The sequence below is a fragment of the Streptococcus taoyuanensis genome (genome assembly GCF_029589235.1).
In the GTDB taxonomy this organism is placed as follows: Bacteria; Bacillota; Bacilli; order Lactobacillales; family Streptococcaceae; genus Streptococcus; species Streptococcus taoyuanensis.
Window position 1 is genome coordinate 376,849 of record NZ_JARQVW010000001.1, and the last position, 12,553, is coordinate 389,401.

12 protein-coding genes and 1 other annotated feature are annotated in these 12,553 nt (G+C 42.9%); of the genes, 2 read left to right on the top strand and 10 right to left on the bottom strand.

Going from position 1 to position 12,553, the window contains the following annotated elements; translation table 11 throughout:
* Positions 1-111 precede the first annotated feature (111 nt).
* From P5Y91_RS01805 to P5Y91_RS01825, 5 genes are read right to left on the bottom strand one after another with little or no spacing between them, the layout of a single operon-like run.
* Positions 112-1,326: an ABC transporter permease gene (locus P5Y91_RS01805; protein ID WP_277838824.1), complete on the bottom strand. Its 1,215-nt coding sequence runs from the start codon at positions 1,324-1,326 to the stop codon at positions 112-114.
* Complete coding sequence (locus P5Y91_RS01810; RefSeq protein WP_277838825.1) at positions 1,323-2,216, bottom strand: ABC transporter ATP-binding protein; 894 nt, start codon at positions 2,214-2,216, stop codon at positions 1,323-1,325. The genes P5Y91_RS01805 and P5Y91_RS01810 overlap by 4 nt, the downstream gene beginning before the upstream one ends.
* A gap of 11 nt (positions 2,217-2,227) precedes the next feature.
* Positions 2,228-3,013: a DUF3169 family protein gene (locus P5Y91_RS01815; RefSeq protein ID WP_227037989.1), complete on the bottom strand. Its 786-nt coding sequence runs from the start codon at positions 3,011-3,013 to the stop codon at positions 2,228-2,230.
* Positions 3,014-3,015: 2 nt separating this feature from the next.
* Entirely contained in the window at positions 3,016-3,225 is a 210-nt protein-coding gene (locus P5Y91_RS01820) for a helix-turn-helix transcriptional regulator (protein WP_227037990.1), read from the bottom strand.
* 12 nt (positions 3,226-3,237) lie between these two features.
* The gene (locus P5Y91_RS01825) at positions 3,238-3,546 is read right to left on the bottom strand and encodes a hypothetical protein (RefSeq protein WP_227038074.1); all 309 of its coding nucleotides are present in this window, start codon (positions 3,544-3,546) and stop codon (positions 3,238-3,240) included.
* Between the two features lie 235 nt (positions 3,547-3,781).
* Between P5Y91_RS01825 and P5Y91_RS01830 the strand changes: the two genes are divergently transcribed.
* A complete protein-coding gene (locus P5Y91_RS01830) occupies positions 3,782-4,252 on the top strand; it encodes a GNAT family N-acetyltransferase (protein WP_277838827.1) in 471 nt (156 codons plus the stop codon).
* Between the two features lie 53 nt (positions 4,253-4,305).
* Here P5Y91_RS01830 and pheT read toward each other — a convergent pair whose 3' ends face one another.
* From pheT to trpX, 5 genes are all read right to left on the bottom strand, one after another.
* A complete protein-coding gene (pheT, locus tag P5Y91_RS01835) occupies positions 4,306-6,711 on the bottom strand; it encodes a phenylalanine--tRNA ligase subunit beta (protein WP_277838828.1) in 2,406 nt (801 codons plus the stop codon).
* 157 nt (positions 6,712-6,868) lie between these two features.
* Positions 6,869-7,384, bottom strand: coding sequence for a GNAT family N-acetyltransferase (locus P5Y91_RS01840; RefSeq protein ID WP_070674375.1), 516 nt, complete (start codon positions 7,382-7,384; stop codon positions 6,869-6,871).
* Positions 7,385-7,386: 2 nt separating this feature from the next.
* Positions 7,387-8,433 (bottom strand): phenylalanine--tRNA ligase subunit alpha, encoded by a 1,047-nt coding sequence (pheS, locus tag P5Y91_RS01845; RefSeq protein WP_070588833.1) that lies wholly within the window; start codon positions 8,431-8,433, stop codon positions 7,387-7,389.
* Between the two features lie 312 nt (positions 8,434-8,745).
* Positions 8,746-9,165, bottom strand: a complete 420-nt coding sequence (locus P5Y91_RS01850) for a chromosome partitioning protein ParB (RefSeq protein ID WP_277838829.1) — start codon at positions 9,163-9,165, stop codon at positions 8,746-8,748.
* Positions 9,166-9,288: 123 nt separating this feature from the next.
* Positions 9,289-10,290: a tryptophan ABC transporter substrate-binding protein gene (trpX, locus tag P5Y91_RS01855; RefSeq protein ID WP_277838830.1), complete on the bottom strand. Its 1,002-nt coding sequence runs from the start codon at positions 10,288-10,290 to the stop codon at positions 9,289-9,291.
* A 131-nt stretch (positions 10,291-10,421) separates the two neighbouring features.
* Positions 10,422-10,654, bottom strand: a binding site (T-box leader).
* 150 nt (positions 10,655-10,804) lie between these two features.
* On the opposite strand from trpX, the gene P5Y91_RS01860 reads away from it, so the two are divergent.
* The gene (locus P5Y91_RS01860; RefSeq protein WP_277838831.1) at positions 10,805-12,466 is read left to right on the top strand and encodes an Rqc2 family fibronectin-binding protein; all 1,662 of its coding nucleotides are present in this window, start codon (positions 10,805-10,807) and stop codon (positions 12,464-12,466) included.
* Positions 12,467-12,553 lie beyond the last annotated feature (87 nt).

Sequence of the window (12,553 nt, forward strand, 5' to 3'; positions counted from 1 at the left end):
ATAATTTAATAAATAATACATGTTCATATGAAGGTATATCGTTTTAAATAGTCCACCGATAAATTTCAATGCATGCTAAAAGCCCCCAGCTGTAACTGAGAGCTTATCTAATTAGCGATAGCTAAGAGCACGTTTGATGGTCTTCCATGGTCCGAGGTCATCGGTCTGAAGGATCAGGCTCGCATAGATACGAGCAATGAGCACTGTTCCCACGATGGTAAAGAGGACCGCAATTCCCAATGAAGCCCAAGATTCAAGACCAGTCGCATAGCCATTAATGGTACGGAAAGGCATGAAGAAGGTTGAGATGAAAGGAATGTAGGAACCGATCTTCAATAAGAAGACATCACCGGCACTTCCCAAGGTGGTTACCCCAAGGAAGCTAAAGATAACTAACATCATTAGTGGCGAAATCGCTTTTCCTGAATCTTCAGGTCGTGCAACTGTGGAGCCTAAGAAGGCAGAGAGCACCACATACATAAAGATCCCAAGGATAATGAAGAAGACGGTATTGAGCGAGATCGACTCTGCAAGGTGTTGGGTAATCGGAGAGTTTGGAGCGAGAATATCCTTGACAACTGGGATATCTGCTCTAAAGATCCAAACAGCTACTAAACCAATCACATAGACAAAAATATGGGTAAAGATCACACCGAAGAGTCCGAGCATGCGTGCGAAGAAATAGTCGGTTGCTTTGATACTAGAGAAGACCACTTCCATGATCTTAGTTCCCTTTTCACTGGCCACTTCTTGGGCTGTGATACTCGAGTAGAAGATCAATATCATATAAAGCAACATTCCCAGACCACCTGCAACCATGGTTTGCACCATTTTCAAGCCTTCTTTTTTCTCATCAATTTTTTCTTTGAGAGAAACCTGTTGAGACAAGGCCGTCAATTGCTCTTTGCTTAGATTGGCACGCGCTAGATTGATCCCTTGTTGGACCTGGCTTAATTTCGCAGCGACAAGGCTTTTCAATTCCATTTTCATGGCTTGATCACCCACATAAGTGGCTTCTAACTGGCCATCTTTTTCATCGACTGTTAGGTAAGCAGCAGCTTTCTCATCCTTGATGGCTTTTTTAGCTGCAGCTTCATCTTTGTAGTCCAAGGTCAAGCCATCGGTTCCTTTGAGGCTTTCTTTGACAGCTGGCACTTCGGTCACCAAGACCACCTGATTCTTCGCATCTGTAGAAGAATCCGTTAGATAACCGATTCCAACACCCAACCCTAAAAAGAGGAAGGGACCGAAGACCATGAAGAGAAAACTCCATGATTTCACTTGTCTGATATAGGTTTCTTTCATTACGACAAACATCTGTTTCATACTTCTACTCCTGATTCAAGTTTAAAGATCTCATCAATAGTTGGGGCTTGGTGGTCAAAGGTCGCAAGGTAGTGACCCTTGGTCAAGCGGTCAAATAATTCTGGACCCGCTGACGCATCATCCAAGATCAGCTTCCAAGTCCCTTGCTTGGTCATGCTGACCTTGGTCACGTGTGGCAGAGCTTCTAGCTCTTCTTTGCTAAAGTCGTTAGAGACAAAGAGGCGAGTCTTGCCATAGCTATTTCGGACCTCTTGGACAGGCCCTGAAAGGACAACCGAACCATCACGGATCATTAGGATATCATCACACAACTCTTCGACATTGGTCATGACGTGGTCAGAAAAGATAATGGTTGCCCCACGCTCTTTTTCTTCAAAGATGACCTGCTTAAGCACTTCTGTATTGACCGGATCCAACCCACTAAAGGGTTCATCTAAAATGATCAATTTAGGTTCATGGATTAAGGTGATGATCAGTTGCACCTTCTGTTGGTTCCCTTTTGAAAGGCTCTTGATCTTATCGGTCAATTTCCCTTTTACTTGGAGTTTTTCCATCCAAATCGGTAATTTTTCCTTGACCTCGGCGGTGCTCATTCCTTTTAAGGCAGCCAAATAGCGGACCTGCTCAAAAATCGTGAGTTTTGGCATAAGACTGCGCTCTTCTGGCAAATAGCCAATTTCTTTGTAAGTTTCTTGTGTAATCGCTTTGCCACCTAGGCGAATCTCACCGCTGTAGTCCAAAAAGCGCAAGATACTGTGGAAAATAGTTGTTTTCCCAGCCCCATTTTTCCCAACTAAGCCAAGTATATGCCCTTGTTGAGCTGTCAGATCCACTCCAAAGAGGACCTGCTTATTCCCAAAGCTTTTTTCTAAATGTCTAATTTCTAACATGGATGACTCCTTTACTCTTTATAATAACGTTTGGTAATTTTGTATTGTGAAATAAGGATATAAATATAGAGAATGGATACGACGAACAACGCCAAGAGGATATCCGTTTTGAAGGCAATCCCAATGAGGAGGAGAGCAAGGAGAAAGCTCGGCAAGATATAATTGCTTAACTTAACCACCACTTCGAAATTTTCCTCGTAGTTTATCTGTTTTTCTGCCTCATCCATCATACTCATCATAAATTCACGCATTTCCTTGGCATCGGCATTGCGGGGAATCGGTTTCCCGTAAACCAAGTTAAAGGTCTTACGATAGAAGATACTCACTAGGAAAAATAGGACAATCAAGGCAAGAAAAAGATAAAGCATGGTAAAAGGTCCAAAGATAAAGGCCGCAGGTTTATCCAAATACACCAATTGAATATAAAAGATGATAATAAAAAAGTATGGCAAGATCATGATTCCTTTAAAGATGGTCGCTAACCCATACAGTTTTTCCTTCTGGATATCATAGTGATAAGCTTCATCCTCGTCTTCTATATGGAGAATCTTGTAATGAAGTTTACTTACCCGCATCAATAGGACCATCGTGATCATAAACACGACCAAGAATAAAACTACTGAACCCAAAAGGAGCACCTCTTTACTAAAGAATGATTGGATTTCCAGGGGCTTTTTGGATCCAAACATCACTGTAAAAAATCCTATAACTCCTCCAATCAAAACGGAAACTGTGATGATTCCCACATTTCTCCAAAAACGGTAACGATCAGATCGTTCTTGTTGTTGCTTTTTCACTTTTATTCTCCTCCCTCTACTAGACTAAAAACATTCTCCACCGGTTCCTTGAAAATCTGGGCGATGGTGATAGCAATGATAACCGAAGGGGTGTATTCCCCTCGCTCCAAGAGACTGATGGACTGGCGCGAGACTCCTGCTAGCTTGGCTAGCTCGGATTGGTTGAGCCCATCACGCGCCCTCAGCTCTTTCAATCGATTTTTTAAGATCATGGCTTTCGCCTCCTATAGCTGAACACCTTGAATATCTTCGATGCGAACTAATTTTGTCTCGCTTTGTTGTTTATTAATCACACGAGTCAGTTTGACCCAATCTTCATCGATATCCATAATTTCATATTTGGTTCCAAAACCATTTACTGTGACAGTGACCGTTTGGCCTTTCAATTCTTCTAAAAGTCTAGACATGTCTTGATTTCCTTTCACTTGTTTTTCTAATCGTCTAATGCGTTTGTTCAACCTTTTTATCTTCTTTTCTGAGCTTGCATAAATGATAACCAGAAAAGGGATAAATAGAATCCATATGGCTCCCATAAGAAACCCTCCCCTTCTTTCAACTAAAATCATTGTAACACTTCTTTTTCTTTTTGACAAGTATATTTGTCAAAAAAATAAAAATATTTGTCAAAAATAAAAATATGATTGACAAGATCATTTGAGGTAAGAAATAAAAGGTCCGTATTTGCGCACCTTTTAGCGTTCCTTTTTCCATTGACAAGATTTAGAAAAAATTTTTATAATGAAGAAAATACTACTAAGGAGAATCTACATGACGATTCGTATAGCTCAACCAAATGATATTCCCCACTTGCTTGACCTCTTAGAACAGATTCTTTCCGTCCACCACCAAGTCCGTCCCGATATTTTCAAAGGAAGTGGCGGAAAATATAGTAAAGAAGAGTTAAAGCAGTTAATGGCGCAAAAGCAGACACCGATTTTCGTCTACGAAAATGCGGATGGCCAGATCCTAGGACATCTCTTTGTCACCATTAAAGAAGGATCTGATAATCCTGTGCTTCATCCCATTAAAACCCTCTTCATCGAAGACTTGTGTGTCGATCAAGCAGCGCGTGGGCAAAAGATTGGTGATCAACTTTATCAATTCGCTGTCAGCTATGCCAAGGAAATCGGCTGCTACAACCTGACTCTTAATGTCTGGAATGACAATGAAGGAGCCCTTCGCTTCTATCAAAGACAGGGCATGAAACCTCAAGAAACGGTCATGGAAACCATCTTGTAAAATGAATTTTAAAAACCGTTGATGAGTCATCAACGGTTTTTTCTATACACATTTTAACGTACTTCTGCGTCTACTTTTTCTTCGAGAGAAGCTTGGATTTTTTCCATGTAGCGTGCAACTTCTTCATCTGTCAAGCTATCTTCTGGATTTTGGAAGGTCAAGCTATAAGCCATTGACTTCATACCAAGTCCTAGTTTTTCGCCTGAGAAGACGTCAAAGAGTTTGATATCTGTCAAACGTTTCACGCCAGCTGCTTGGATGGCATCGACCACCTCTTGGTGAGTCACTTCTGCTTTGAGGAGAAGGGCGATATCACGGCTCACAGCTGGGAATTTAGTGATTTCCACAAAGGCTGCGGCTGGTTGAAGAGCTGCTTCAATAGCAGATAAGTTCAATTCTGCCACATAGGTTTCTGGGATATCATAAGCTTTAGCTGTTACAGGATGGACTTGTCCCAAGACCCCAATCACTTGGTCACCCAGTGAGATCAAGGCTGTCCGACCTGGGTGGAGACTCTTGATTTCTTGTGTTGCTGTATAAGTCACATCAAGACCCAAGCGAGCAAAGAGGGCTTCAAGGATTCCTTTTGCATAGAAGAAGTCAACTGGAACAGCTGCAGTTTGGAAGTCTTTTTCAGCGACAAGGCCAGTTAAAGCAAAGGCAAAGCTGTTGATTTCGTTTGGCAATTCTTCTTTTGGATTACCTGTCTGTTCAAAGACTTTTCCGATCTCGTAGAGGGCCAAATCTTTGTTTTTACGAGCGACGTTGTAAGCTACGGTATCTAAGATCCCTGAGATCATATTTTGACGGAGGACTGAACGATCCACAGTCATTGGCCACATGAGCTCTGTTAAGTTACTTGGCGCAGTTGTGAATTCCACGGCTTTTTCAGGAGTTGTCAACGCATAAGTGATGATTTCAGTCAAGCCTGCTCCTTCAGCAATGGTTCGAACTTGGCGACGCAATTTTTGAGTTGCTGTCAATTCACCTGCTGTCCCGTCATCTTTTGGAAGGGTTGCTGGTAATTTGTCATAACCGTAAATCCGAGCGATTTCTTCAAAGAGGTCCGCTTCAATGGTGATATCCCAACGGCGGCGAGGGACGCTGACAGTAAAGCTTTCAGCATTTCCAGAAAGACCAAATCCAAGACGACGGAAGACATCTTCGACATCGGCATAAGTAAGATCTGTCCCAAGGACACGGTTAACGTCTGCAAGGGTAGAAGAAACTTCCACATCAGAAGTATCGAGCTGGCCTGCTGAAACGATTCCCTTGCGAACAGTGGCACCTGCAAGCTCTGCAATCATGCTCGCTGCCGCATCAAGGGCTTCATTGACGGTTGCCACATTGATCCCTTTTTCAAAGCGAGAAGATGATTCAGAACGAAGGTTAAGGCGACCGCTAGTCTTACGGATCGATTTGCCATTGAAGACAGCTGCTTCAAGGACAACACGAGTAGATTTTTCAGAGATTTCTGTAGCTTGTCCACCCATGACACCTGCAAGGGCTACTGGTTTGTCCGCAACCGTAATCACGAGGTCACTTGTTTCCAACTCACGTTCTTCCCCATCCAAGGTTACTAATTTTTCACCAGCACGCGCTTCACGCACACGGATGTCGTTTCCTTCAAAGGTATCCAAGTCAAAGGCATGCATCGGCTGACCAAAGTAGAGCAAGATATAGTTGGTCACGTCCACCACGTTATTGATTGGACGGATGCCTTCATTCATGAGAAGATTTTGCAACCATTGTGGACTTGGTGCGATGGTCACATTGTCCAAGATACGAGCGGCATAGTAAGATGCCTTGTCTGTGTCAATGCTGACAGAAAGAGTATCGGCTGCAGCTTGGTCTGTTTCAGACAACGTAAAGTCTTTGAAATTGACTGCCTTGTCATAGATCGCTGCTACTTCGTGCGCTACCCCACGCATAGAAAGAGCATCTGCACGGTTTGGAGTGATGGAAAGTTCGATGATTTCATCATCCAAGTCTAGGTAAGAGAATACTTCCTCACCTGGTACTGCATCATCTGGCAAGATTTGGATGCCATCTGCGAATTCCTTAGGTACAACGGAGTCAGAAATGCCCAATTCACCAAGTGAACAGATCATCCCTAGTGATTCTAAACCACGGATTTTTCCTTTTTTGATCTTGTAGTTATCCGCAATGCGAGCACCCGGAAGAGCCACCATAACCTTGATGCCTGCACGCACATTTGGTGCTCCACAGACGATTTGACGGGCTTCTTCTTCACCCACATTGACTTGGCAGACATGAAGATGAGTTTCTGGCACATCTTCACAAGACAAGACTTCTCCGACGACAATTTTTGAGAGACCAGCAGCTGGTGATTCCACACCTTCTACCTCGATCCCTGTGGTTGACATTTTTTCAGCCAACTCTTGTGATGGCACATCGATGTCCACCAATTCTTTTAACCATTTATAACTAACTAACATATGTAAGATACCAAGGGCTATGCTAACATCTAGATGACTGTCCTAGATTTCCTTTGACCCTCGTTTAGATCCTTTCATTTTGTGTTTTCCAGCCCGAGGCTGGCTTAGGTAGGTCTAGTAACCTCCCCTTCTCTAGAATAGAAGTTTCTTGTTCCTTCTAGATCAATTTCTTTCTCAACAACCAGTCTGTATCCACGGTATCTCCGGTTATATACTGGTGTTCACTAAATCGTTCAAAACCAAAGCGGTAGTAAAAATCTTGCGCCTTAAAATTGCGTTCCCAGACACCTAGCCAGGCCCACTCAAAGCCACGTCTCTTGGCTTGATCCAGCGCAAAGGTAAACATTTCCTTGCCGAAACCAGCCCCATGACATTCCTTCTTGACATAGATCCGTTGGATCTCAAAGGACTTGTCCATCTCTACTGGCTCCGTTTGGGCCTTGCCCCAGTTAAACTTGAGAAAACCACAGATTTCTTGTTCTTCATTGAGGACAAAATAGGTTTCGGATTCTGGATCTAGCAGATCCTTCTCAATTTGCTCCAAAGAGAGCACAGTAGAGAAGTAATCTTCCAAATCTTCCTCAACAATATAGGGACCAAAGGTATCCCGATAGGTTTCCACTTCTAGGTCACGTAAGGTCTCTAATTGATCGATTTTTACTCTAACTAACATGATTATTTAAACTGTTCTGAGAAGCGAACATCCCCTTGATAGAAGCCACGGATATCATTGATTCCGTAACGAAGCATGGCCACACGCTCTTGACCAAGTCCAAAGGCAAATCCTGAATAGATTGTTGGATCAATGCCACTCATCTCAAGGACGCGTGGGTGAACCATACCAGCTCCCATGATTTCAATCCAACCAGTTTTCTTACATACGTTACATCCCGCTCCACCACACTTAAAGCAAGAAACGTCCACTTCAACCGATGGCTCAGTGAATGGGAAGTAAGAAGGACGCAAACGGATTTGACGTTCTGCACCAAACATCTTTTGCACGATCAATTGAAGCGTTCCTTGAAGGTCGGCCATGGAAATGTTTTTCCCAACGACCAAACCTTCGATTTGATGGAATTGGTGGCTGTGGGTCGCATCATCTGTATCCCGACGGAAAACACGCCCTGGAGAGATCATCTTCAAAGGCCCCTTGCTAAAGTCATGTGCATCCATCGCCCGCGCCTGTACAGGTGAAGTATGGGTCCGAAGCAAGATTTCTTCTGTGATGTAGAAGGTATCCTGCATATCACGAGCTGGGTGATCCTTTGGCAAGTTCATGCGTTCAAAGTTGTAGTAGTCTTTTTCGACTTCAAAGCCGTCTACGACTTGATACCCCATCCCGATAAAGATATCTTCGATTTCTTCACTAGTTTGGGCCAAAATATGACGGTAACCACTAGCAACTGGACGTCCTGGAAGGGTCACATCGATGCTTTCGCTCGCTAGTTTAGCTTGGACTTTCTTTTCTTCCAAGAGTTTGGCAGTTTCTTCAAAGGCAGCCGTCAAGACATCACGGGCTTCATTGACGTGTTTCCCGATAACCGGACGCATCTCAGCAGAGACATCTTTCATCCCTTTGAGGATCTCAGTCAGAGATCCTTTTTTCCCAAGGACAAAGACCCGTAGTTCTTGCATCTCTTTTTCATTTTCAGCAGATATCTGCTTCAAGGCTGCCAGCGTTTCTTCTCGAAGCGCTTTTAGTTGTTCTTCAATCGTTGACATATTTCCTCCATCATGGTCTTCACTCAGACATAGAAAAAACCACGCGCCACACCCTCATTCGGAGCGTTGACACGCGGTACCATCCGTTTTTATCTGAAACTCAGACCTTAATTCATAAATCCTTTCGCAAGTGAATTCACTCAGCTTTCATGCAAAGAGCTTTCAGTCACGGCTCTTCTCCCTGTGGCACTTCCCTTGAGGTACTAGTCTTGCAGATTTCTATTCAGTTACCTTTTAGTTTATCAGATTTTTAGTTAAAAAACAAGTTAGATGAGACTAATTCCAATACAAAAGGGAACAAGACGCAGTGCATTATCTATTGGCCTGGTCTGCTTCATCTGCTTTCTTTTTCAAGAGAAGGGTTGCTGCTTGGTTAAAACCATCACACCAGTTATACCATTTTGCTTCATACTCATCTTGAGGTAAGATACGATTTTTTAAATCCAAAACAGAGTCTATCTTTCTTTCCTTGCAAGCTTGCGCATAGAGAGCATACAAGGCATCGCCACCATCTCTATCAAACTCAGCAGAAATCATATCCCGACCTGCCAATAAAGCCTGATAAGCCCTGTGATGCCCGTCTGTAATCAAGAAGCGATTTCCAAATGCAAGAACACTAATTGGATCCACATTGATGATGTCTGCCGACTGATCCAGCATCTGGATAGCTTGTAACTTCTTTTCTGATAAATATAGTTGGGTCGGATGAAGATCTGTTATATTAACTTCCATATCTTTCTCCTCTATCATGAGTAACAAAGCTGGTCGTGAGCACTGGTAAACATTTTTAAATATCACAATTTAAAGACCTACCAATGCTAAATTCCCTTGCCATTCTTGTGATTCGTTTCCTTTTTATTTAATGACTTGTCCAGCATCTTTCAAGACAGATTCTGGAATAGTAATACCCAATTCATCTGCGACTTTTTTATTGATGACAGATTTTCCTTGGCTAAAGATTTCAACAGGTGTATCCGCAGGTTTTTGACCTTTCAAGATCTTCGCAGCCATTTTACCAGTTGCTACTCCAAGATCATGTTGGTCAACAACGACTGAACCAAGACCACCAGCTTCAACCATGGCCGTCGCACTTGGGAAGATTGGTTTTTTAGCTGTTTTGTTGGCTTCGACAACTGTTGAGAAGGCTGAAGCGATGGTATTGTCAATTGGAACCCAGATAGCATCGACTTTACCAGTCATGACAGAAACCGTTGAAGCAATTTCATTTGTAGAAGGGACTGAATAAGGAACCACCTTGTAACCTGCTTTTTCAGCTAATTTTGTAAATTCTTCTACTTGCGTTTTAGAATTATCCTCACTGGTTGAGTAAAGGATCCCGATTGTTTTCACGTTTGGAGTCAACTCTTTAATCAATTTCAACTGTTGCTCAGTTGGATTGTGGTCAGATACCCCAGTGATATTGCCACCTGGTTTTTTTAAATCTTTGACCAATTTAGCACCGACCGGATCGGTGATAGCACCCATGACAATTGGTTTGTCTTTGGTTGCACTAGCCAAACCTTGAGCAGATGGAGTTGCAATCCCAATCAAGACTTGGTTATCCTTGTCTACCAATTGTTTACTCATGGTTGCAACCTTGTTTTGGTCCCCTTCTGCATTGAGGAAATCAATGTCCACTTTGTCCTTGTCATAACCTTCTTCAGCCAAACCATCTTGAATTCCCTTGTAGATCAAATCAAGAGAAGGGTGGCTGACCAACTGCAAGACCCCAACTTTAGCTTTTTCATTGCTAGTTGCTGCCTTGTTGTCTTTGCCTGCTGTAGCTGAATAGATCGCTGTCCCAATGACTGCTGCTGCAATCAAACCAATAATTCCCATTAACCGTTTATTTTTCATTTTACTACCTCTTCTATTTTTTCATTTTCTTCTAATTTTCATCCTCTAAAGAATGCGACGCCATCGTTTCTTCATATCTTTTCTCCCTTCTCATCTAAAACAAAAAACACGCCCACACATAGCAAAAGCTATGTGAGGACGTGTCATCGCGGTGCCACCTCACTTATGGGAAAAGGATAGTCTCTCCCCATATCTCTGTCTTGTCTAGCAACAAGTTGCACGATAAGGTGTGCCAACCGAATTTTTATTGTTTCAAATTCATCTCATCATTAGTCCAATTTCATAAACTGCCGCTACCCACTCTCAGCAACCGTGGGCTCTCTTGAAACTTTCATTTACTACTTTTCTAATTTCTTACATTTTAAAGTTTTCTTACAAAAATGTCAATACTTTTTCTGCATTTTTTTGAAAACGTTCGCATTTTCTATATTACATCCCCTTGCTTCTTTCTGGGATTTCCGCTCTATTTTTGATATAATTTACTAGAATAAACGCTAGAATGATGAGGAATCCCATGTCTTTTGATGGATTTTTTTTACACCATATGGTCCACGAATTGAAGGCTGAACTCTTAAGTGGTCGCATTCAAAAAATTAATCAACCTTTCGAGCAAGAATTGGTACTCCAAATCCGAGGCAATCGGAAAAACCAAAAACTCTTACTCTCTGCCCATTCTGTTTTCGGACGGATACAACGGACCCAGACCAACTTTGAAAATCCTGCCTTTCCTAATACCTTTATTATGGTCATGCGTAAATATCTTCAAGGCGCTGTCATCGAAGGGATTGAGCAATTGGAGAACGACCGGATTCTCGAAATCCGTGTCTCCAATAAAAACGAAATTGGAGATGCCATTTCTGTCAGCTTAATGATCGAAATCATGGGCAAGCACAGTAATATTATTCTCCTAGACCGGACCAGCAATAAAATCATCGAGGCCATCAAACATGTCGGCTTCTCACAAAATAGCTACCGGACCATTCTTCCTGGATCAACCTATGTAGCCCCTCCGAAAACCGACGCGGTCAATCCTTTTACAATTGGAGATGAAGCCCTTTTTGCCCTTCTTCACAAGGAAGAGTTAAGTCCAAAGAACCTTCAAAAATGTTTCCAAGGTTTGGGGCGAGATACGGCTCAAGAATTAGCCAAGCGACTTGAGACGGATGGAAAATTAAAGACCTTCCGTGCCTTTTTCCAAGCTCCAACTGAGCCACGCCTAACAACCAAATCCTTCTCGGCTATCCCCTTTGCAGATGCGACTAGTCAAACCTTTGAGACACTTTCCGATCTGCTGGATGACTATTACCGAGACAAGGCTGAGCGCGATCGGGTGCAACAACAGGCCAGTGAGTTGATCCGCAAGGTCGAAAACGATCTTGAAAAGAACCGGAAAAAATTAGCCAAACAAGAGGCGGAGTTAGCGGCGACCGACAATGCGGAAGAATTCCGCCAAAAAGGAGAATTGCTGACAACCTTCCTCCATCAGGTACCAAACGACCAAGACCAAGTTGTCCTGGACAATTACTATACCAACGAGCCCATTACCATCCAACTCAACAAGGCCCTGACCCCCAATCAAAATGCCCAACGCTACTTTAAACGCTACCAGAAGTTAAAAGAAGCCGTCAAACATTTGACCATCCTCATTCAAGAAACCAAGGAAACCATTTCTTATCTTGAAACGGTTGAAACAGCCCTTTCTCAAGCGAGCCTAGCTGAGGTGGCAGAAATTCGAGAAGAGCTAATCCAGACCGGCTTTATCAAACGGCGCAATCGCGAAAAAATTCATAAACGGAAAAAACCTGAGAAATACCTAGCTAGTGATGGAAAAACCATCATTTTAGTGGGTCGCAATAATTTGCAAAACGATGAACTGACCTTTAAGATCGCTAAGAAAGATGAGCTCTGGTTCCATGCCAAAGATATCCCGGGAAGCCACGTCGTCATTACAGGAAATCTAAATCCATCGGATGAAGTGAAGACCGATGCTGCAGAGTTGGCCGCCTACTATTCCAAGGCCCGTCTCTCAAACCTGGTCCAAGTAGATATGATCGAAGTCAAGAAACTCAATAAACCAACTGGTGGAAAGCCCGGTTTTGTCACCTACACCGGCCAAAAGACTCTGCGGGTCACCCCAGAAGAAGAAAAAATCAAAGCCATGAAACTAACAGACTGATTTCAAAAATAAAAGAGAGTGGGACAGAAATCGGTAATTCGTTAGAATTCGATTTCGTCGTCCCACCTCCGCACAGTTGAGTAGGGC

Excerpts from the sequence above, each read along its gene's own strand:
- P5Y91_RS01805 (WP_277838824.1), bottom strand. The coding sequence starts at position 1,326 with ATGAAACAGATGTTTGTCGTAATGAAAGAAACCTATATCAGACAAGTG.
- P5Y91_RS01810 (WP_277838825.1), bottom strand. The coding sequence starts at position 2,216 with ATGTTAGAAATTAGACATTTAGAAAAAAGCTTTGGGAATAAGCAGGTC.
- P5Y91_RS01820 (WP_227037990.1), bottom strand. The coding sequence starts at position 3,225 with ATGATCTTAAAAAATCGATTGAAAGAGCTGAGGGCGCGTGATGGGCTC.
- P5Y91_RS01825 (WP_227038074.1), bottom strand. The coding sequence starts at position 3,546 with ATGGGAGCCATATGGATTCTATTTATCCCTTTTCTGGTTATCATTTAT.
- P5Y91_RS01830 (WP_277838827.1), top strand. The coding sequence starts at position 3,782 with ATGACGATTCGTATAGCTCAACCAAATGATATTCCCCACTTGCTTGAC.
- pheT (WP_277838828.1), bottom strand. The coding sequence starts at position 6,711 with ATGTTAGTTAGTTATAAATGGTTAAAAGAATTGGTGGACATCGATGTG.
- P5Y91_RS01840 (WP_070674375.1), bottom strand. The coding sequence starts at position 7,384 with ATGTTAGTTAGAGTAAAAATCGATCAATTAGAGACCTTACGTGACCTA.
- pheS (WP_070588833.1), bottom strand. The coding sequence starts at position 8,433 with ATGTCAACGATTGAAGAACAACTAAAAGCGCTTCGAGAAGAAACGCTG.
- P5Y91_RS01850 (WP_277838829.1), bottom strand. The coding sequence starts at position 9,165 with ATGGAAGTTAATATAACAGATCTTCATCCGACCCAACTATATTTATCA.
- trpX (WP_277838830.1), bottom strand. The coding sequence starts at position 10,290 with ATGAAAAATAAACGGTTAATGGGAATTATTGGTTTGATTGCAGCAGCA.
- P5Y91_RS01860 (WP_277838831.1), top strand. The coding sequence starts at position 10,805 with ATGTCTTTTGATGGATTTTTTTTACACCATATGGTCCACGAATTGAAG.